At 55.5% G+C, this 20,276-nt stretch carries 15 protein-coding genes; 14 read left to right on the top strand and 1 reads right to left on the bottom strand.

Going from position 1 to position 20,276, the window contains the following annotated elements; translation table 11 throughout:
* The first annotated feature begins 102 nt into the window (after window positions 1-102).
* Together cysB and thrH are read left to right on the top strand one after the other, a co-directional pair.
* Window positions 103-1,077, top strand: a complete 975-nt coding sequence (gene cysB / locus CL546_RS00985) for an HTH-type transcriptional regulator CysB (protein WP_290492426.1) — start codon at window positions 103-105, stop codon at window positions 1,075-1,077.
* Between the two features lie 181 nt (window positions 1,078-1,258).
* Window positions 1,259-1,876 carry a bifunctional phosphoserine phosphatase/homoserine phosphotransferase ThrH gene (gene thrH, locus CL546_RS00980; RefSeq protein WP_290492425.1) on the top strand — a complete coding sequence of 206 codons (618 nt, stop codon included), beginning with the start codon at window positions 1,259-1,261 and terminating at the stop codon, window positions 1,874-1,876.
* A 144-nt stretch (window positions 1,877-2,020) separates the two neighbouring features.
* Here thrH and CL546_RS00975 read toward each other — a convergent pair whose 3' ends face one another.
* The gene (locus tag CL546_RS00975; protein ID WP_290492424.1) at window positions 2,021-3,142 is read right to left on the bottom strand and encodes an anthranilate synthase component I family protein; all 1,122 of its coding nucleotides are present in this window, start codon (window positions 3,140-3,142) and stop codon (window positions 2,021-2,023) included.
* Between the two features lie 307 nt (window positions 3,143-3,449).
* On the opposite strand from CL546_RS00975, the gene filA reads away from it, so the two are divergent.
* From filA to CL546_RS00915, 12 genes are all read left to right on the top strand, one after another.
* Window positions 3,450-4,286 carry a putative pilus system protein FilA gene (gene filA, locus CL546_RS00970; protein WP_290492423.1) on the top strand — a complete coding sequence of 279 codons (837 nt, stop codon included), beginning with the start codon at window positions 3,450-3,452 and terminating at the stop codon, window positions 4,284-4,286.
* A 404-nt stretch (window positions 4,287-4,690) separates the two neighbouring features.
* Complete coding sequence (locus CL546_RS00965) at window positions 4,691-5,500, top strand: C39 family peptidase (RefSeq protein ID WP_290492422.1); 810 nt, start codon at window positions 4,691-4,693, stop codon at window positions 5,498-5,500.
* Between the two features lie 47 nt (window positions 5,501-5,547).
* Complete coding sequence (locus tag CL546_RS00960; RefSeq protein ID WP_290492421.1) at window positions 5,548-6,558, top strand: transporter family protein; 1,011 nt, start codon at window positions 5,548-5,550, stop codon at window positions 6,556-6,558.
* A 30-nt stretch (window positions 6,559-6,588) separates the two neighbouring features.
* On the top strand, window positions 6,589-8,256 hold the full coding sequence (locus tag CL546_RS00955; protein WP_290492420.1) for an OmpP1/FadL family transporter: 1,668 nt from the start codon (window positions 6,589-6,591) through the stop codon (window positions 8,254-8,256).
* Window positions 8,256-9,143 carry a hypothetical protein gene (locus CL546_RS00950; RefSeq protein ID WP_290492419.1) on the top strand — a complete coding sequence of 296 codons (888 nt, stop codon included), beginning with the start codon at window positions 8,256-8,258 and terminating at the stop codon, window positions 9,141-9,143. The genes CL546_RS00955 and CL546_RS00950 overlap by 1 nt, the downstream gene beginning before the upstream one ends.
* A gap of 39 nt (window positions 9,144-9,182) precedes the next feature.
* On the top strand, window positions 9,183-11,144 hold the full coding sequence (locus CL546_RS00945; protein WP_290492418.1) for a hypothetical protein: 1,962 nt from the start codon (window positions 9,183-9,185) through the stop codon (window positions 11,142-11,144).
* A 101-nt stretch (window positions 11,145-11,245) separates the two neighbouring features.
* On the top strand, window positions 11,246-11,944 hold the full coding sequence (locus CL546_RS00940) for a GntR family transcriptional regulator (protein ID WP_290492417.1): 699 nt from the start codon (window positions 11,246-11,248) through the stop codon (window positions 11,942-11,944).
* A 9-nt stretch (window positions 11,945-11,953) separates the two neighbouring features.
* Window positions 11,954-12,844 carry a methylisocitrate lyase gene (gene prpB / locus CL546_RS00935; RefSeq protein WP_290492416.1) on the top strand — a complete coding sequence of 297 codons (891 nt, stop codon included), beginning with the start codon at window positions 11,954-11,956 and terminating at the stop codon, window positions 12,842-12,844.
* 140 nt (window positions 12,845-12,984) lie between these two features.
* On the top strand, window positions 12,985-14,130 hold the full coding sequence (prpC, locus tag CL546_RS00930) for a bifunctional 2-methylcitrate synthase/citrate synthase (protein WP_290492415.1): 1,146 nt from the start codon (window positions 12,985-12,987) through the stop codon (window positions 14,128-14,130).
* A 115-nt stretch (window positions 14,131-14,245) separates the two neighbouring features.
* Entirely contained in the window at window positions 14,246-16,837 is a 2,592-nt protein-coding gene (gene acnD, locus CL546_RS00925) for a Fe/S-dependent 2-methylisocitrate dehydratase AcnD (protein ID WP_290492414.1), read from the top strand.
* A 166-nt stretch (window positions 16,838-17,003) separates the two neighbouring features.
* Entirely contained in the window at window positions 17,004-18,182 is a 1,179-nt protein-coding gene (gene prpF / locus CL546_RS00920; protein WP_290492413.1) for a 2-methylaconitate cis-trans isomerase PrpF, read from the top strand.
* Between the two features lie 215 nt (window positions 18,183-18,397).
* Window positions 18,398-19,882 carry a bifunctional 2-methylcitrate dehydratase/aconitate hydratase gene (locus CL546_RS00915; RefSeq protein WP_290492412.1) on the top strand — a complete coding sequence of 495 codons (1,485 nt, stop codon included), beginning with the start codon at window positions 18,398-18,400 and terminating at the stop codon, window positions 19,880-19,882.
* Window positions 19,883-20,276 lie beyond the last annotated feature (394 nt).

Below are 20,276 nucleotides of genomic sequence, written 5' to 3'. Positions count from 1 at the left end.
AGACAGACTTGACGGCACAGCAGTAAACGCGGTTATCTATGCGTTGAATGAATAATCGATTATATTCTTATAACCGATTACGGTTTCAATGCGGAGGCAGGGATGAAACTGCAGCAACTACGCTACATCTGGGAAGTGGCCCGCCACGACCTGAATGTGTCAGCCACCGCAGCGGCGCTTTACACCTCGCAGCCCGGTATCAGCAAACAAATTCGCATGCTCGAAGACGAGCTGGGCGTAGAGGTCTTCGCCCGTAGCGGCAAGCACCTTACCCATATTACCCCAGCCGGGCAGGCGATCCTGCAGATTGCCGGTGAAATCCTGCAGCAAACGGAATCCATTCGTCGTGTCTCCCAGGAGTTTCGTGACGAATCCCGTGGTGAACTCAGCATCGCCACCACCCACACCCAGGCGCGCTATGCCTTACCGCCTGTTATCCACCAGTTCACCGGGCTTTTTCCGGATGTGTCGTTACATATGCATCAGGGTACGCCCATGCAGATCTCCGAGATGGCGGCCAACGGTAGTGTGGATTTTGCCATTGCCACCGAGGCTCTGGATCTGTTTTCCGATCTGATCATGATGCCCTGTTATCGCTGGAACCGGACTGTGGTGGTACCGGAAGGGCATCCACTCACCGACGTGCACCCGCTGACGCTGGAAGCGCTGGCCGAATACCCGATTGTGACCTACGTATTCGGCTTCACCGGGCGCAGCAAACTGGATGATGCCTTCGTGGATAAAGGCCTGGACCCGAAGGTGGTGTTCACTGCGGCAGATGCCGACGTGATCAAAACCTATGTCCGCCTGGGGATGGGCGTGGGGATTATCGCTCACATGGCGGTGGATGCGGTGGAAGACAAAGGGCTGGTGGCACTGGATGCCAGCCACCTGTTTGAGTCCAGCACCACACGTATCGGTTTCCGCAAGGGCACCTTCCTGCGGGGCTTCATGTACGATTTCCTGGAAGCATTCGCCCCTCATCTGAGCAGAGAGTTGGTAGAAGCTGCCATAAAGGCCCCCAACCGGGAGGAAAGAGAGGCCTTGTTCGAGGGCATAGAGCTACCTATCCGCTAATATTTCGACGCTAACATCCCGCAGAAATCAGAGTGGGTGAGGCGTTTTAGATGCTCCCCAATATGCACCGCCTCCCGTAAACCCCTCCCGTTCACAATGTGTATGCCCTAGCTCCCCCGTTGCAAAGCCCCCGGGGCGCGGCTACATTGTGCGCGCCTTATCAACCCAAAGGGGAAACACCGTGGAATTGTTGTGCCTGGACCTGGAAGGGGTGCTGATCCCTGAAATCTGGATCAACTTCGCTGAAAAAACCGGCATCGATGAACTGCGTGCCACCACCCGGGATATTCCGGACTACGACGAACTCATGCGTATGCGCCTGAAGATTCTGGATGAGCATGGCTACGGCCTGCCCGACATCCAGGCAGTGATCGATACGCTGGACCCGATGGAGGGCGCCAAGGAATTCGTCGAATGGGCCCGCGAAAACTTCCAGCTGATCATCCTTTCGGACACTTTCTATGAGTTCGCCAAGCCGTTGATGAAGAAGCTGGGCTGGCCGACCCTGTTCTGCCACCGCCTGGAAGTGGACGAGAAAGGCCGGATCACCGACTACAAACTGCGCCAGAAGGACCCGAAGCGGGCCTCGGTTATTGCGTTCCACAGCCTGAACTACCGGGTGATTTCCGCCGGTGATTCCTACAACGACACCACGATGCTGGGTGAAGCCGAGCAGGGCATCCTGTTCCACGCCCCGGATAATGTGATCGCCGAATTTCCGCAGTTCCCGGCGGTACACAGCTATGATGACCTCAAGAAAGAGATCATCAAAGCCAGCGAGCGGGATATTCCGCTTTAGGGCACGCTGCACGCAACACGCTTCATGCAGCAACGCGAAGTGAGTGTGTTAGTCCTGAAAATGAAAAGCCGCCCCCAGTTTTGGGTGCGGCTTTTCCGTTGGTGAGGCGGGGCTGTTTGGCGTGTTGACTGCTTGTTGTGGCCGCTACAGAAACCTGTCCTCCAGGGCGCCCATCAGCTTGGCAACCTTGAAGCGGCTCTCTTCGTACTCCGCCTCGGGTATCGAGTCGAACACAATGCCTCCTCCGCCGTGACAATAGAGCCTGTCGCCCTCGGTTTGTAGCGTGCGAATCAGTATATTGCTGTCCAGATTGCCCAGGTCATCCATCCAGAAGAAGCTGCCGCAATAAGCCCCGCGGGGTACGGGCTCCAGCTCGGCAATAATCTCCATGGCCCGTTTCTTGGGCGCCCCGGTGATCGAGCCGCCCGGAAAAGCACTGAACAGGGCCTGCAAAGGGGTGACATCGGCTTTTAGTGTGCCGGTGATCGTGCTCACCAGGTGCTGCACATTACTGAACCGGCGAAGTTCGAAAAGCGGGGATGCCTGGATGCTGCCGGATTCACAGCTAATGCCCAGATCATTACGGAGCAGGTCCACAATCATCAAATTTTCAGCCTGATCCTTGGGGTTGGCCTGCAGCTCGGCCGCGAACCGGTCATCCTCATCGGGTGAGTGCCCGCGCGGGCGTGAGCCTTTGATGGGTTCAGTCACCACTTTCCTGCCCTTAATAGAGAGAAAGCGTTCCGGTGAAACACCAAACACGCTGTGTCCGTTGCCCGTGTCGAAATAGCAGCTGTGCGGGGCAGGGTGGGCCTGTTGTAATGCCAGCCAGGCGCTGAGGGGCGAACCACTGAAAACAGCAGAAAAGCGTTGCGCCAGGTTCACCTGGTAACAATCACCGGCCTGAAGGTACGACTGAATCCGGGCAAGGTTGCTCAGGTATGCCTGCCTGTCTTGCTCAGCCTGAAAGGGCGCGGCGAGGGAAAAATCGTCGGTATCAGTGAGTGTGCCGTCAGGTTGTGTCGCAGGTGCTTCCTTATACAGGTATGCCCAGGCGGTGAAAGGAGCGGCAGGTAGCCCTTGTAATACGGAGCCGACTTCATAGGGCAACACGCCTGCGGCGAAGCGATATTCTCCCGCCAACGCTTGCTCCACGCGGACCCGCAAGTGCTGAAGCTCTGCCAGTGACCGGGCTGTCAGTATCGCATCAGGTTCGCCAAGCCAGCGTAAGCCGCCTTCAGATTGAAAAACGCAACGGTATGTCATGGGCTGCCAGAATCAAGTGAGGCGGCTAGTCTAACCCTGTAACGCAACGATGCCCATTCCTGTTACTGAGGGTAACAGTTGTAACAAAAGGGGCTGCCAGTCCCAGTCAGGCCAACCTGTTACGCTTGTTCTAGAAAAGAAGAAAGATGAATAATTACAGTGACTTGGCTTTGGCTTTGGCGCCGCGAACGTTTTGTAACGGGCATATTTGTTTTTGTAACTGTTGTGTTAACGTAACTGTGTGCTCTGCGAAGACTGGGGCGCACATAAGCATTACAAAAAACGTTGTGCACACGAGGAGAACAATATGAATTTCAAGAAACTTGCTCTGGCTGCCGCTGTAGCCGTCGCGCCGATGAGCGCCCTGGCTCTCGAGCCGATGCAGGATGAGGCACTGTCCGGTGTGACCGGTCAGGATGGTATCAATATCGGTATCACCACCAATAACCTTAACTTGGATGTTTACGTTCACGATAAAGATGGTTTGACTGGCTCTAGCCTGACTGGCGACTCTGGCGCGATCGTTATTGAGGGTATGGCGATCAACACCAATGGCGGTGAAATTGGGATCGAAATCGATGCTGACGGTAACAGCGGCGCTGGCGTATTGAACGTAGGTGTAAGCCTGCCTAACAACATTGAAATCGTAACTGGCGATCTTTCTGTTGCCGACTCTGATCGTGATACTGGCGCTTGGGGTATTGTCGCCGGGACTCAGTCGAACACTATTCTCAAGAGCAGCACCATTACTCTTGGCGCAACTAACCTAAACATCCAGTTGGGTAATGAAGTTCAAGGCGCCATGATCGCGCTGGATACCACGATTACCAATGGTATTACTGTCACTAATGGCGGTCTTCTTGATGCTAATGCGGTGCCAACTACACCCGGTGAGGATGTCGGTATTCTCTTTGACAGCTTGGCAATTAAAAATAATGGTAATGCAGATCTGACGGTCGCTGCCAATGTGGATGTAGTAAACGATGGCCTAGTCGTTGCTCTTACCACCCTGGGTGACGCAGGTGGTGTTGATATGCGTATCGAAAATCAACGCCTGGGTGCTGAATCTACCAACCCATTGGGTGATATCGAGATTGTAGGGCTGAACCTGAATGGCACTACTTTGCGCATCGGCGGCAAGTAACAAGCCAGTCAGAACTGTGTTTTTTGCATAAATGAAATATGCCCAGGTGAAAACCTGGGCATATTTTTTTTGTAGATAACGCACGGTGAATCTGGAGTTTCGCCGCTTCGTGGAACAGCAAAACAGTGAGATGCAAAGAGTGGGTGCCTGTCCTGCACGCACTTTTCGAGCTTTGGGTGGAAGTGATTAAGGTTAATCTCTGTTGTTGCCTGCTTTTTTGCTTGGCAGGTGAGTGCTTTTTCGTGCGGAGCGATTAATCACGACTAATGTATACAGGAGGGTGACAGTTTAGCCCAGCCGTCTGCCCCTCGGGCGAATCAACATGGTTGCCAGTCTTGGGTGACGTGGTTAACATGTCTGCCACTATAAGAAACAAACAATAACAATAACGCTGGATTGCATAGATGCTGACTTCCATGCTGGGTGTGGCGCTTATTTACTTCGCCGCCAATGAGGCTGTAGTGATCAAGCCCCCGCAGAAGGGCGAAATCTACTATGAACACCCGACTCAACCGGTGTCCTTACGCGAGCGTGATCTCGTGGTGAAACCGGTATCCGAGTTCCGCTACCACAACGTGACGCGACAGGCGTATGACTATTCCTGTGGCTCGGCAGCGTTGACCACCGTGCTCAACCAGTATCTGGGACGGCAGTTCCAGGAGCGCCAGATTATGGAAGGCCTGCTGCGCTTTGGTGAAACCGACAAGATTGTGGAGCGCCGCGGTTTCTCTCTGCTCGACATGAAGCGTCTGGCCACGGCACTGGGCCACCCCAGTGGTGGTTTTCGGGCGGAAATGTCCGACATTCAGTCTCTGGATCACCCCGCTATTGTTCCGATTGCCTACGGCGGATTCAAACACTTCGTCGTGCTCAAAAAGTACCAGGATGGTCATATTTATGTGGCGGATCCGGCGCTGGGAAATATCAGTTTTACGGAAACGAAATTCCAGGAAGTCTGGGACCAAAACGTGTTGTTCATCGTGTTCCCGAACGGTTTTGAGCCCCAGGATGGCCTGGAGCTCACCGATTATGATCTGCGCTTGCTTGATGAGCGCACCATTAATCGTTTGGCGTTTGATGTGTTTCCGGTGTTTACCGCACCGATTGAGAATTGGGCAGATAAGGCCAGCACACTAACCCGGGTTCAGATCACAGAGGATGACGGGGAGAAGAGGGTCATCAACGTGCCGACACGAACCTACTTCCGCCAATAACAACAGCCTGCAGTGGCGTATAACAAACATAATAAAGGAAGGCTTGCATGAAAATGATGTCTGGGAAGGTGGCAGCCATGGCCGCACTCTTGTTGGCGCACCATGTTGCCTGGGCCGCTGAGGTTGACGAAGCCCGAGAAGCCCTGCAGACCACTGACGAGGACGTGACCCAGGAAAAAAACCTGGAAGAGGTCTTCCAGGCGGCCGAGAAGCAATACTCACTGCTTCCCAGTGGCGAAATGTCGCTGAATTTTTCGGCCAATTACAACTACTACCGTGATGACCGAATCGACATTGCCATTGACGAAAATACCGGCGACATCAGCCGTTTTCGTATTGAGCAGGATGCGCAGCATGCATTTTCTTCAGCGCTGTCGCTGGATTACGGTATCTGGAATAACCTGACGTTCAACACCCGTCTGCCCGTATCCTACAAATATGACACGCAGAAAGATGTCTCCCAGGCTGCACTGGGGGATGTGTCTTTCAGTCTGCGTTATCAGCCCTTCCCGGTGAAACCGGGGGCCATGAATACCACTCTGTATACGACGCTGAGCACGCCTACTGGCGATAGCCCCTATGACATCAACGTGAATGAAGAGGTGTCCAGCGGCTCTGGTTATTATTCTGTGGGGGCAGGGGTCAGCGCCAGCAAGGTGATCGATCCGGTCGTGCTGTTCGGTTCGCTCGGTTATACCTATGCGTTTGATGCGACCGGGCTAAACCAGGTTCGGGGTGGCGAGATTCTCAATGAAGTGCAACCTGGCGACAGCGTTAACTTTTCCATGGGTCTGGCGTATTCGCTGTCCTATGAGGTGTCGCTGAGTGCGAGTTATCAGCAGTCGTATAACTTCGAAACCAATTTTCTCTTCGAGGATTATACGGCGGCATCGGAAGACTCCACCTCCAGTGTTATCAATACCTCGTTGGGGCTTCGAACTTCCAGCAACCGCATCGTCAACCTCAGTTTCGGCTTCGGCTTGACGGAAGATTCCCCTGATGTGCTGCTTGGACTTTCTTTGCCGATTGATTTTTCAGGCCTGAAACCCGGGGCATAAGCCGTGATAAGCAGTTGGAAGGGGCTAGCCATGAACAACAAGAATAAAGGGCTCGGCGTGCGTATTCTCGTCCTGGTGGCAGGTTTTTTGGCCGTTTCTGCTCATGCGCAGTTAGCCAACAACATTGCTATTGATGTGAAGGCAATGAGTATGGGGCATGCTGTCACCGCGGATCCGCCTGGGGTCATGTCTATCCATTTTAATCCTGCGGGCCTGGCTCGGCTGGACGGTCGGCGTGTGGATCTGCAGTTTGTCGGCGCCGATTTCTCTCTGGAATCTGAATTCTCTGCGCCACCAGATTACAATGTCTTTGGCTTCTCCGATGATCCCGTGGTCTGTGATGATGTGCCGGACGATGGCGTGGACTATTGCCGTAGCTTCAAGACGGCCACCAGCTCGGTAGAGGGGATATCGCTGTATGTTCCGTTTATTAACGATACGGTGGATTTGCCCCCCGGGCCACTGATCGCCGGGCCGCTACCGGCATTTTCCATTCGCCCGGCAGGGTCCAAGTTCACTTTCGGTACGGCTACATATTTGCCGATGGCGGCCGGTTTCTACCGTGATGAAGATGATGTCGGTAACTATATGGGCGAGCGTGTGGCGCTTGAGCGTATTACCTACTTGTCTCCTTCAGTGGCCTACCAGGTCAATGACGAACTCTCTATTGGTGCATCCATCGGCATGAGTTACCAGGCCATTGCGCTGGAGCAGGATTTCCGCGCGCCCAATGAATTATTGGGCTTTGCCCGGGTGATTGATGAAAGTATTTGTGCGCCCTTTGCTGGTGAGTCCAATATCGCACTGGATCTGATTTTGTTCGGGATCTGTAATCCGGATGAAGGGCTGGGGCCTTTCAAGAACCTGGCGTCACTGGAAGTCTCCATGGATCAGCGATTCAGTCCCTCCTATAACCTGGGTGTGTTGTGGGAGCCGAACGATCGGTTTGCCTGGGGGGCGGTGTGGCGCTCTGAAGCGAAGACGCACATGAAAGGGGATTACAAGATTTCCTATTCCAATGCGACCCAGGAAACCGTTAATGGTATCGGTAGTTCTGCTACAGGCGCACTGGCGTTGGCGGTATTGGGGATTCCCTCACGGATCGGCAGTGAAGAAGTTGGCTCGGTGAGTATGGACTTGACCATGCCCGCTACCTTCCAGACCGGTATCAAGATCAAGCCCACTGAGCGCTTGCAGTTCAATGTGGACGCGGTTTGGGCAGACTACAAGGAGTGGGATGCGTTTAATATCGTCTTCGACCGCAGTTCTGCGGTGCTGAGTCTGGCGCGTTTGTTTTCGCCCGGATCCACGTCTACACAATTAAGTTATCCGCTGAATTTCCAGTCCACCTGGAATCTGGCCTTTGGTGCCGCCTATGACCTGACTGGCCGTATCCAGCTGCGTGCAGGCTATGAACCCCGTGCGTCGGCGATTCCTGAAGAGCGCCGTAGCCCCATGGTGCCGATCAACGAGGCGCGCTATTACAGCTTGGGGATGGGGTACAAATGGGACACGGATACCGATATCGACTTGGGTATTGGCATGCTTCACAGCAAGGATGAAATTCCTGCGGATACCAGCTGTGCAGCCAACTGTACCGGTATCGACAATGTGGTGTACAACCCCTATGCCGGGCTGGATATCAAAACCGAGGCCAGGATCATGATGGTCGGCCTGGCATTCAGAACCAAGTTTTGATGCGCCTGCCGATCTTGCTGCTCGTGGCGCTGGCGACCGGCTGCCAGAGTCAGGGGCAAAGCATCAGTCAAAGTGAGCCCCAGCGCGCACCCGGAGGGGGCGGGCTGTACGTCTACACGGATGCACAGGGAAATCTGGTTACTCTCGAGCGTCCGACCACGTCAGGCAAGACCGGTACATCAAGCGACTCTGCTGTGGCTGCTGATTCTGCCACCAGTCAGAAAACACCGAGCAGGGGTTCTTCTGATCGTGAGTCTGTGGAAGACTACCGCCCCAGCGCCGAGGTGGACCAGGAGCTGGAGGCCCGCGAGAACGACCGTTTCATCAGTTATGTGGATGAAACAGGTCAGCTGGTGAGTCGTCCTCTGGACATGGGGGCTGAACGAGAGGCCGCCAGCTCGGCGCCGGCGCCTTATGAAACCCTGGATTCAGGTGACTACCTGGAAACTTATCGTGCCCTGCGCGCTGATTGTTGCCAGCATTTGCTTGAAGAGGCGCAAAGTCTGGAATCCGGTAAGGAGGCGCTACTGGCTTTTGGGTCAGACACTCCCGTTCTGGTGGGGGAATCCGCTTACCGGGCCAGAATTTATTCATTCCCTGATGAGGTAAGCCGCGTATCGCTGATGGCGTTTATTCGCAAGCAGGGGTATCTCGCTGTTGAGTTGCTCTGGCTGGACAAGAACGGCTTGCCGGTCATGCTCGTAGACCAGCCGTTCAGCCGTAAGTACCCGGAAACCTGGTACCGCTATGGCTACTTGCAGGGAACCGTTGAAAGGGAACCGGGTCAATACTATCTGGTTGTTTTTCTTCCTTATTTTGAAAACCGCCCTGGCACCGACGGGTTGAAACAGGTGACGGCTGGTGAGTTGGTTCTGACGGCCCCTTAAAGAGCGTAACGAACCCCACGCAATGCACAGGAAACCGATATGCGATTTCTTTTTGTCCTGACCACGCTCTCTCTGGCGCTAGCCGGGTGTAATGGCGGTGAAGACTTTTCCGACGCAACTGTGCCGGGATGTCCGGCTGGAGCAGGGTGTGATCCCTCTTCGCGCGGGGATGTGCTGATTGAGCTGGCGGGCCCCCATGTGAGCAATCTGGGATATACCTGTACCGGCACCAATGTGGTGTTCTTTACCTCGGCGACGGACCAGCAGTCGGTGGATTCCGACGGGAATGTGGTCACCGTACCGGCGTTCAATGCGTTGTGTCCTGATGGTGCTCAGGGAGTGGAGTTCCTGATTGGTAACGCCTTGTTTGAAGGTAACTACTTGTCTCTGGGCAGCATCGAATTCCCTAGCCAAGAGGCCTATACCCGTTATGCCGTCACGGTGGCCGATTTGAAAAACTCGCCATTCCGGGAACCCGCCTCTGACGCTCAGAGTCGCAATGTGGCTGCGTTGATCCAGGGCCTGGATGTGGATCCGGCGACACCCGACGTCGTGGAAATTCCGACTGCGGCTCATGAGGTTTATGACAATAACCCCGAGACCTATGAGCAACCTCTTGATACTGCTGTTTACGCCGATTTTCGCAGTGACTGGGATCCCTTCTTTGTTGCGGTTAATGCACAATTGACCTCCGGCTCGTTGGCCGGGATGGATCCGGATCCTAATGTGCCACTGGCCAAGGTAGAGCGAGCCAATGGTTATACTGCTGCCGGTAACTACAGCTTTCGATCTTGTCTCATTATCACCTGCCGGGATGACAACCCGTCCTCTTCCGCAAGTGAAGATATCGTTACCATTAACTTGCCGGGTCGCCTGACCAATGACACAGCTTTGGGGCAGCCACCGCTGATCTTGCCAAACGGTAAAGTCATGGGGCTTGGTTTGGCCGCACGAGGCTCTACTCAGGCGGATTTCAAGCAGGAGCTAGTGGCGTTTACTGCGTCTACGGCAGTGAACGAAAAGCTGCAGTTCGAAAATGCCTCGGTGGTTTCTATTGAGCCCGGTGGTGATACCGACCTGGCGGTTCAGGGGCGTTTTCTCAACAAGATTGTTTACAATAATTTCTTGCCAGAAAACGGGGTTGGGAAGACGGATATCGAGTTGAACTACCCGAGCCAGGCCTCTTCTTTGGCCAGTAATGACGAAGGGAATCTGACCGGGACACTGGTTGGCGATGCCGTTGATCTGCCGTTGTCCGGTGAGCTGGAAGCCGCGCCCCAGGCTGAGCCAGATGAGACCGTGATCGATGATCTGGCGCTGGCAGGCCCCTTTACTGTACGCCTGATGCGTGCCTGTCTGTCCCAGGACGATCCTGCTGACTGTACCGAAATTGCCAATCTAGACATTGAGGCAGCGGAGGATGGTAGCGGTAACTATCGCGCCGAAATCAACGCAAAAAGCGTAACGGACGAACAGCCTCGTGCGGACTACTATGGCAGCGCCGTTTTCTGCCTGGATGTGATTAGCGATATCTCCAGCCCGGATTACGGTGTGGTCATGGCTGGCCCAGCGGATGGCACTTGCCCGACCAGTGCAGCCAACAGCTGGGCGGTGGGTTTTGTTACCCGCACGCTGACTGATTCAAACTCTGCCAACATCTCGCTGTTGTTGGCGCCGGATGCGGCTCAGCCGGATGTCACTGCGAACTTTGGGGTGACTATCGAGGGGCGTGTTGATCTCGATGATGCCTGCACGCCAATGTATCGTACCGGGGATGACAATTTTGATGCTGGTCTTCGCGCCCTTTGGGTCGATGGCTATTATCCCTATATCCAGCAGAAAGAGTGGATTGATGCCTTGCCTGCACCAGGGCCTGACGAGACCAATAATGTGAACGATCTCACCGAAGACCAGCAGGAGATGCTGGTGGCCATTTCCCAGGGGGCCGTCCAGTTCTTCGCTGGTGCCCCCGGCGGTGGTTGCGATCCTCTGGCGCCTTGATGGTTTAAGTCAGTCATTGTCAACAATTGCCCTTGAAGTCCCTATCGTGAGGGCGTAAAGTCCAGCCCGGTCGTTGAAATTGTCAACAATCGGGCTGTTTTATGTCTGTTACTGCACCAGAATCTGCACGTACCCTGGCGGACCGGGTTTTTGCCCGCCTGCAGGACGATATTGTGCGTGGCGAGATTCCGCCCGGTTCCAAAGTCAGCGAAACCGAGCTGGCCGGTCGTTACGGTGTCAGCCGTGGCCCACTCCGCGAGGCCATTCGACGTCTTGAGTCCCGCAAGCTGCTTGAGCGTGTTGTCCATGTGGGTACCCGTGTTGCTTCGCTGAGTTTTGATGATCTGATCGAAATCTACCATGTACGCGAAGCGCTCGAAGGCATGGCGGCGCGATTGGCCGCTGAGCAAATGTCAGCGGAGGAAGTCAGCGGCCTCTATGACGTGCTGGCCCAGCATGAGCAACAGCAGGATTTGCAACAGGACACCGCCTATTTCCAGCGCGAGGGTGACCTGGATTTTCACTACCGCATTATCCAGGGCAGCCATAACGGGACCCTCAGCCAGATGCTGATTGGTGAGCTTTACCATCTGGTGCGCATGTACCGTTATCAGTTCAGCTCGGTGGCCAATCGCCCGCAAAAAGCCCTTAACGAACATCGCCGTATCGTGGAAGCCATTGAAGCCCGCGATGGTGAGATGGCGGAGCTGTTGATGCGCCGCCATATCAGTAGTGCCCGCAAGAACATCGAAACCCAATATGCCGCTCACAAGGCGGAAAACCTGAAATCGGATAACTAGGAGAACGCCATGTCAGCAAACCTGACCGCCGGCGGCCGCTTCCGTAAAGCGCTCGCGGAAGAAAAGCCCCTGCAAATCATGGGAACCATCAACGCCTATGCGGCAATGATGGCGGAACAGGTTGGCTATCGTGCCATCTACCTGTCCGGTGGCGGTGTGGCCAATGCCAGTTACGGTATGCCGGACCTGGGCATGACCAGCATGAATGATGTGCTGGAAGACGTGCGCCGTATCTCCAGTGCTGTGGAAACGCCGCTGTTGGTTGATATTGATACTGGCTGGGGTGGGGCGTTCAACATTTCCCGCACAGTGAAAGAAATGATCAAGGCTGGCGCTGGCGCGGTGCATCTGGAAGACCAGGTGGCCCAGAAGCGTTGCGGTCACCGTCCGAACAAGGAAATCGTTTCCCAGGATGAAATGGTCGACCGGGTGAAAGCTGCTGTTGATGGCAAGACGGACGATGATTTCTTCATCATTGCCCGTACTGATGCATTCCAGAAAGACGGTCTGGAGGCAGCGATTGAGCGTGCACGCGCGTGTATCGACGCGGGCGCTGACGGCATTTTCGCAGAAGCGGTACATACCCTGGAAGATTATAAAGCCTTCAAGAAAGGCCTGGGCGATGCGCCGTTGCTGGCAAACATAACCGAATTTGGCGCGACGCCGCTGTTCAGCCGCGAAGAGCTGGCCGAAGCGGGCGCCGATATGGTGCTGTACCCGCTGAGCGCCTTCCGGGCCATGAACAAGGCCGCTTTGCAGGTTTATCAGAGCATTCGTGAGCAGGGCCACCAGAAAGACGTGGTAGACATCATGCAGACACGTATGGAGCTGTATGATTTCCTGAACTACCACGACTACGAGCAGAAACTGGACGCACTCTTCGCCAAGGGCAAGGGCTAAGCGAACACGATCATTGTAGGAGCGGCGCTTGAGCCGCGAACCAGCGACCAACGTTGCCAGCCCTTCGCGGCCCAAGCGCCGCTCCTACAGAAAAGATTCCGCCACGGCGGTTGAACAAAAGATTCAAAAGGAGATAGATCATGGCAGAAGCAAAAAAACTCGGCGGCGCGGGCCTGCGTGGCCAGGTAGCCGGTAAAACCGCACTTTCCACTGTAGGTGTTTCTGGCTCTGGCCTGACCTACCGCGGTTACGACGTTAAGGATTTGGCGGAAAATTGCGAATTTGAAGAAGTCGCACACCTGATCCTCAAGGGCGCGCTGCCGACCCAGGCCGAACTGGATGCCTACAAGACCAAGCTGCAAGGTCTGCGCAGCCTGCCGGCGGAGCTGAAAACCGTCCTGGAGCAGATCCCGAAAGAGGCTCACCCCATGGACGTGATCCGGACGGGTTGTTCCATGCTGGGCAATCTGGAACAGGAAGACACTAGCACGATGGGTGTCTTCCCGACCCAGGAAGCTTGTGTCGATCGCATGCTGGCCTGTTTCCCGTCCATCATCTGTTACTGGTATCGCTTCAGCCACGATGGTGTGCGTATTGACGAAAACACTGGCGATGCCTCTATCGGTGCGCACTTCCTGCACATGCTGCGTGGCGAGAAGCCCAACGAGCTGCATGAGCGTGTGATGAACGTTTCGCTGATTCTGTACGCAGAGCATGAGTTCAATGCCTCTACGTTCACTGCCCGTGTTTGCGCTTCCACACTGTCTGATATCCACAGCTGCATCACAGGTGCCATTGGTACTTTGCGCGGCCCGCTGCACGGTGGCGCCAACGAAGCGGCCATGGACATGATCGAGAAGTTCACCGATGCGGATCATGCCGAAAAAGAAATGATGGGCATGCTGGAACGGAAGGAGAAGATCATGGGCTTCGGTCACGCGATCTACACCGAGTCCGATCCGCGTAACGCCATCATCAAGCAGTGGGCGGAAAAGCTGGGCAAGGATGTGGGCGATACCGTGCTGTATCCGGTTTCTGTGCGTTGTGAAGAAGTCATGTGGCGCGAGAAGAAACTGTTCTGTAACGCCGATTTCTTCCATGCTTCCGCTTACTTCTTTATGGGCATCCCGACCAAGCTGTTCACACCGATCTTTGTGATGAGCCGCTTGACCGGCTGGGCTGGCCACGTAATGGAGCAGCGTGCAGACAACCGCATTATTCGCCCAAGCGCGGATTACACCGGTGAAGAACTGCGTGCCGTTACCCCGATCGCAGAGCGAGGTTGATAGCCTTTTGTGGCAGTCTGCCTGCAGACGAAAGATTTCGTTTGCAGGCAGACTCCCACAGTTTCATCTAATCCCAAGCCCATTCTGAAAGCACAGTCAAAAAGAGTCCCAGGCTATGAACACCGAATACCGCAAAACCCTTCCCGGCACCGAGCTGGACTATTTCGACACCCGTGCGGCGGTCGATTCGATCCAGCCTGGGGCCTATGCAAAACTTCCATACACTTCCCGAATTCTGGCAGAACAGCTGGTACGCCGCTGTGCGCCACAGGATTTGACCGATGCGCTCAAGCAGCTGATCGAACGCAAACGCGACCTGGATTTCCCCTGGTATCCGGCCCGAGTGGTTTGCCATGACATTCTTGGCCAGACCGCGTTGGTGGATTTGGCAGGCCTGCGTGATGCCATTGCTGAAAAAGGCGGTGATCCTTCGCAGGTCAATCCGGTCGTGCCAACGCAGCTGATTGTGGATCACTCCCTCGCGGTAGAGCATCCCGGCTTTGAAGAGGGCGCGTTCGAGAAGAACCGCGCGGTGGAAGAGCGCCGTAACGAAGACCGTTTTCACTTTATCAACTGGACCAAGACAGCGTTCGATAACGTGGACGTGATCCCGCCGGGTAACGGCATCATGCACCAGATCAACCTGGAAAAGATGTCTCCTGTGGTACAGGTGCGCGATGGTGTGGCCTTCCCGGATACCTGTGTGGGCACTGACAGCCACACCCCCATGGTGGATGCGCTTGGCGTCATCTCTGTAGGCGTGGGTGGTCTGGAAGCTGAAAACGTCATGCTCGGTAACCCGTCCATGATGCGTCTGCCGGATATCGTTGGTGTTGAGATGACCGGCAAGCTGCATCCGGGCATCACCGGTACCGACCTGGTGCTGGCATTGACCGAGTTCCTGCGTAAAGAACGTGTTGTTGGTGCCTACCTGGAATTCTTCGGCGAAGGTGCCGACAGCCTGTCCGTAGGTGATCGCGCCACTATTGCCAACATGACACCGGAATACGGTGCTACCGCTGGCATGTTCTTTATCGATGATCAGACCATTGAGTACCTGCGCCTTACTGGCCGTGAAGATGATCAGGTTGCACTGGTGGAAAAATTTGCCAGGGAAACCGGCCTGTGGGCTGACAGTTTGAGAGAAGTGGAATACGAACGCGTGCTGTCGTTCGATCTGTCATCCGTTGGTCGTAACCTGGCCGGTCCTTCCAATCCTCACTCTTTGCTGCCGGTCTCCGAGCTGGGCAGCCGTGGCATTGCCAAGGAATGGAAGCAGGAAGAGGGCCTGATGCCGGATGGGGCAGTCATCATCGCTGCTATCACCAGCTGTACCAACACCTCGAACCCGCGCAACATCATTGGGGCGGGTTTATTGGCCCGTAATGCGAACAAGCTGGGTCTGGTGCGCAAGCCTTGGGTGAAAAGCTCTCTGGCTCCCGGTTCCAAGACGGTAAAAATGTACCTGGAAGAATCCGGGTTGCTGCCAGAACTGCAACAGCAAGGCTTTGATGTGGTGGCCTTTGCCTGTACCACTTGTAATGGTATGTCTGGTGCACTGGATCCTGAAATCCAGAAAGAAGTGATCGAACGGGATCTGTATTCCACTGCGGTGTTGTCTGGCAACCGTAACTTCGACGGCCGTATTCACCCTTACGCCAAACAGGCGTTCCTGGCATCGCCGCCATTGGTGGTGGCTTACGCTATCGCTGGCACCATTCGCTTCGACATCGAAAAGGATGTGTTGGGTCACGATCAGGACGGCAACCCGATCATGCTCAAGGATATCTGGCCGTCTGATGAAGAGATCGACGCGATCGTGAAGTCGGCGGTGAAGCCGGAACAGTTCCGCAAGACCTACATTCCCATGTTCGAGAAGAAGGGCGATGGCGTGCGTGCAGCGAGCCCGTTGTACGATTGGCGTCCACAGTCTACTTATATTCGTCGGCCCCCTTATTGGGAAGGCACTATGGCAGAAGCCCGTGCACTGAAAGGCATGCGCCCACTGGCGGTACTGCCGGACAACATCACCACGGATCACCTGTCACCGTCCAACGCGATCCTGCTAGACAGTGCCGCCGGCGCTTACCTTGATAAAATGGGGCTGCCGGAAGCGGACTTCAATTCCTACGCCACCCACCGTGGCGATCACCTGACGGCACAGCGCGCCACTCTGGCCAACCCGAAACTGTTCAACGAAATGGTCAAGGATGAAGATGGCAATGTGATTCAGGGGTCTCTGGCCCGGGTCGAGCCGGAAGGTGAAGTGAAGCGCATGTGGGAAGCTATCGAAACCTACATGGAGCGCAAGCAGCCGCTGATCATCATCGCCGGCGCGGATTATGGTCAGGGCTCGTCCCGTGACTGGGCGGCGAAAGGCGTGGCTTTGGCCGGGGTGGAAACCATCGTGGCTGAAGGTTTCGAACGGATCCACCGCACCAACCTGATCGGCATGGGCGTGATGCCTTTGCAGTTCGAGGAAGGGACAACGCGCAACACCTTGAACATCGACGGTACGGAAACGTTTGATGTGGAAGGCACTCCAGCGCCGCGAGCTGAGCTGACACTGATAATGCACCGTGCCAACGGTGACGTAGAGCGCATCCCGGTGCTGTGTCGCCTGGATACGGCGGAAGAAGTGTCCGTGTATTCCGCTGGCGGCATCCTGCAAAAATTCGCCAACGAGTTCATGGCGGAAGCGGGTTAAGGCCGAAGTCCCTGTGGAAACCTGCCTGTAGGCGATCTTTTCGCTTGCAGGCATACCCAAAGGACACAGAGAGCTCCCACAGCCAGACTTTCTGTAGGAGTGTGCTAGCACGCGAACATCCAACCCCGCCGGGCGATCCCGCCGGGGTTTTTTAAGGAGCAATACCATGGCTCACGCACCACAAATTAAAATTCCCGCCACCTACATGCGCGGCGGGACCAGCAAAGGCGTTTTCTTCAGCCTGACGGATCTGCCTGAAGCGGCACAGGTTCCCGGCGAAGCCCGCGACAAGATTTTGCTCCGGGTGATTGGTAGCCCTGATCCTTATGGCAAGCACACTGATGGCATGGGGGGCGCCACGTCCAGCACCAGCAAGTCAGTGATCCTGGCAAAAAGCGAAAAGGCCGATCACGATGTGGATTATCTGTTTGGGCAGGTTTCCATCGATAAGCCTTTCGTAGACTGGAGCGGCAACTGTGGCAACCTGACCGCCGCCGTCGGGGCCTTTGCCATCAATAACGGCCTGGTGTCTGCTGACCGTATCCCCGATAACGGCATTGCCGTTGTGCGCATCTGGCAGGTCAATATCCAGAAAACCATCATTGCCCATGTTCCCATCACCAACAGTGAAGTCCAGGAAACCGGTGATTTTGAACTGGACGGCGTAACCTTTCCGGCCGCCGAGGTAAAAGTGGACTTTATGGACCCGGCAGACGGGGAGGGCGCCATGTTCCCCACCGGTAATGTAGTTGATGAGCTTGAAGTCCCGGGCGTCGGCTCTTTCCCGGCCACCATGATCAATGCCGGTATTCCTACCGTTTTCGTCAACGCAGAAGATATCGGTTACACCGGTACCGAGCTGCAGGGTGACATCAACGAAAACGAGGAAGCGCTTCAGAGGTTTGAAACGATCCGTGCCTACGGTGCCAAGCACATGGGATTGATCGACAACATCGAAGAAGCGGAAGCGCGACAGCACACCCCGAAGATTGCCTTCGTCTCCAAGCCCAAGAGCTACGCCGCCTCCAGTGGCAAGCAAATTGGTGAAGAGGATGTGGACCTGTTGGTGCGAGCGCTGTCCATGGGCAAGCTGCACCACGCCATGATGGGCACCGCTGCCGTTGCCATCGCCAGTGCCTCGGCAGTGCCGGGCACCCTGGTCAATCTGGCGGCCGGCGGTGGCGAGCGCGACAGCGTTACCTTCGGTCACCCGTCGGGTACGCTGCGGGTTGGCGCGGGCGCCAAACAGGTCGATGGACAGTGGACGGCCACCAAAGCCAGCATGAGCCGTAGCGCCCGTGTTTTGATGGAAGGCAATGTTCGCATTCCCGGGGACAGCATCTGATGTAGGCGTGCCTCATCACAGCTAACGCCACTTCATGTATAGCCTGAAGCCGTAATCCGACAAATCCACTGTTGGGTTATGGCTTTCCTCTCTGTACGCTTGGGTGAGCCCGGCCTACAACTGTAAAAGCCGCTCAATTAACCTCCTTCAATGCTTGACCCTCTGCCATCCCGGGGGAGACCCTGAAAGCCAACCTATCCAGGGAGGCTTCTACCATGGCCAGCAATGCCGACCAGAATCTGCGACCCGATTACGACCAAGTCATTCAGGACATTGTCGACTACGTTCGCGATTACCGCATCGAATCGGAAGAGGCCTGGCAAACCGCGCACTATTGCTTGCTCGACACCCTCGGTTGCGGGCTCCTTGCCCTGCGTTTTCCTGAATGCACCAAACACCTTGGTCCAATAGTGGAGGGCACCATGGTGCCTCATGGCGCTCGGGTTCCCGGCACCCCGTATCGTTTGGATCCCGTAAAAGCGGCCTGGGACATCGGCTGCATGATCCGCTGGCTGGATTACAACGATACCTGGCTTGCTGCAGAGTGGGGGCATCCATCGGATAACCTGGGCGGCATTCTGGCGGTAGCCGATTATCTCTCGCAAAAACGGGTAGCAAACGGTGAGCCGCCATTGACCATGAAGGCTGTTCTGGAAGCGATGATCAAGGCCCACGAAATTCAGGGCGTGCTGGCGCTGGAAAACTCCTTCAACCGCGTTGGGCTGGATCATGTGTTGCTGGTCAAGGTTGCGTCCACCGCGGTGGTTTCACACCTCATGGGTGGCAATCGGGAGCAAATGCTGTCTGCGGTTTCCCATGCCTGGGTTGATGGCCAGGCACTGCGTACTTATCGCCATGCCCCCAATGCCGGCTCACGAAAATCCTGGGCAGCGGGGGATGCCACCAGCCGGGCTGTACGCCTCGCCGATATCGCTCTGCGTGGCGAAATGGGAATTCCAGGAGCGCTCACCGCCCCGCAGTGGGGCTTCTACGATGTGCTGTTCAGCAAGACTAACAAGGACCAGGCCATCAAGCCGGATGAGAAACGCCAATTCAGCTTCCAGCGCGGTTATGGCTCTTACGTGATGGAAAACATCCTTTTCAAAATTCGCTTCCCGGCCGAGTTTCACGCGCAAACGGCGTGCGAGGCTGCGGTACTGCTGCATCCGGAGGTAAAAAATCGCCTGGATGAGATCGACAAAATTGTCGTAACCACCCATGAATCTGCCATCCGCATCATTTCCAAAGAGGGACCGCTCGCCAACCCGGCGGACAGGGACCATTGCCTGCAGTACATGATTGCCGTGCCCTTGATCATGGGAGGCCTCAGTGCCGACCACTACGAAGACAACTTCCACGCCAAGAATTCAATGATCGACACGCTGCGGAATAAAATGGAGATCGTGGAAAGCGCAGAGTACACCCGCGATTACCTGGACCCGGAAAAGCGCTCCATCGCTAATGCGATACAGGTATTTTTCAGCGACGGCACAAAGACGGATACGGCAGAGGTGGAGTACCCGATAGGGCATCGACGTCGCAGGGAGGAGGGCATGCCCGTGCTGAAGAGCAAGTTCCATCAGAATTTGCTGACCTGCTTCCCCCCAGCCAAAGCGGAACGGATCCTCGGCGCCTGCAATAATCCCCAGTCCCTAGCCTCCATGCCAGTGCATGAATTTATGCACATGCTGGTGCAATAAACCCGGGCCTGTTGCAGCGCAGCGGAGCAGCGACAGAAGGTCGGACCGTAGGGTGAGCGTAGCGAATGACGTCCCTCGCGGCGCGATACGACACTTTCACGCTTGGGCTATGGCCACCTTGGGTCCTTGCACCAAACCGGCAGCCCTGGCTCCTTATCCAGTTGCCCGTGAGCAGGGACCATCAGCCTTGACCGTCAAGCTGAATGAAACATAACCAATCGAGATATTCCGGCACTATATGTGCACTTTGGTAACAAGGCGTTTTCTAGGTATAGAGTACAAGTATGCATATGGCTGGTAGACGCTTTGTTTACGTCATATAACCTACTGATATTTATAGATTAACAATGCCGACGCTGCGTGGCGTTTGTGTTAACAAGTGTTGCTATACGGT

This window comes from Alcanivorax sp., assembly GCF_002726155.1.
Classification (GTDB): Bacteria; Pseudomonadota; Gammaproteobacteria; order Pseudomonadales; family Alcanivoracaceae; genus Alcanivorax.
Note: the sequence above shows the minus strand (reverse complement) of the source record. Positions and strands in the feature narration are given on the sequence as shown.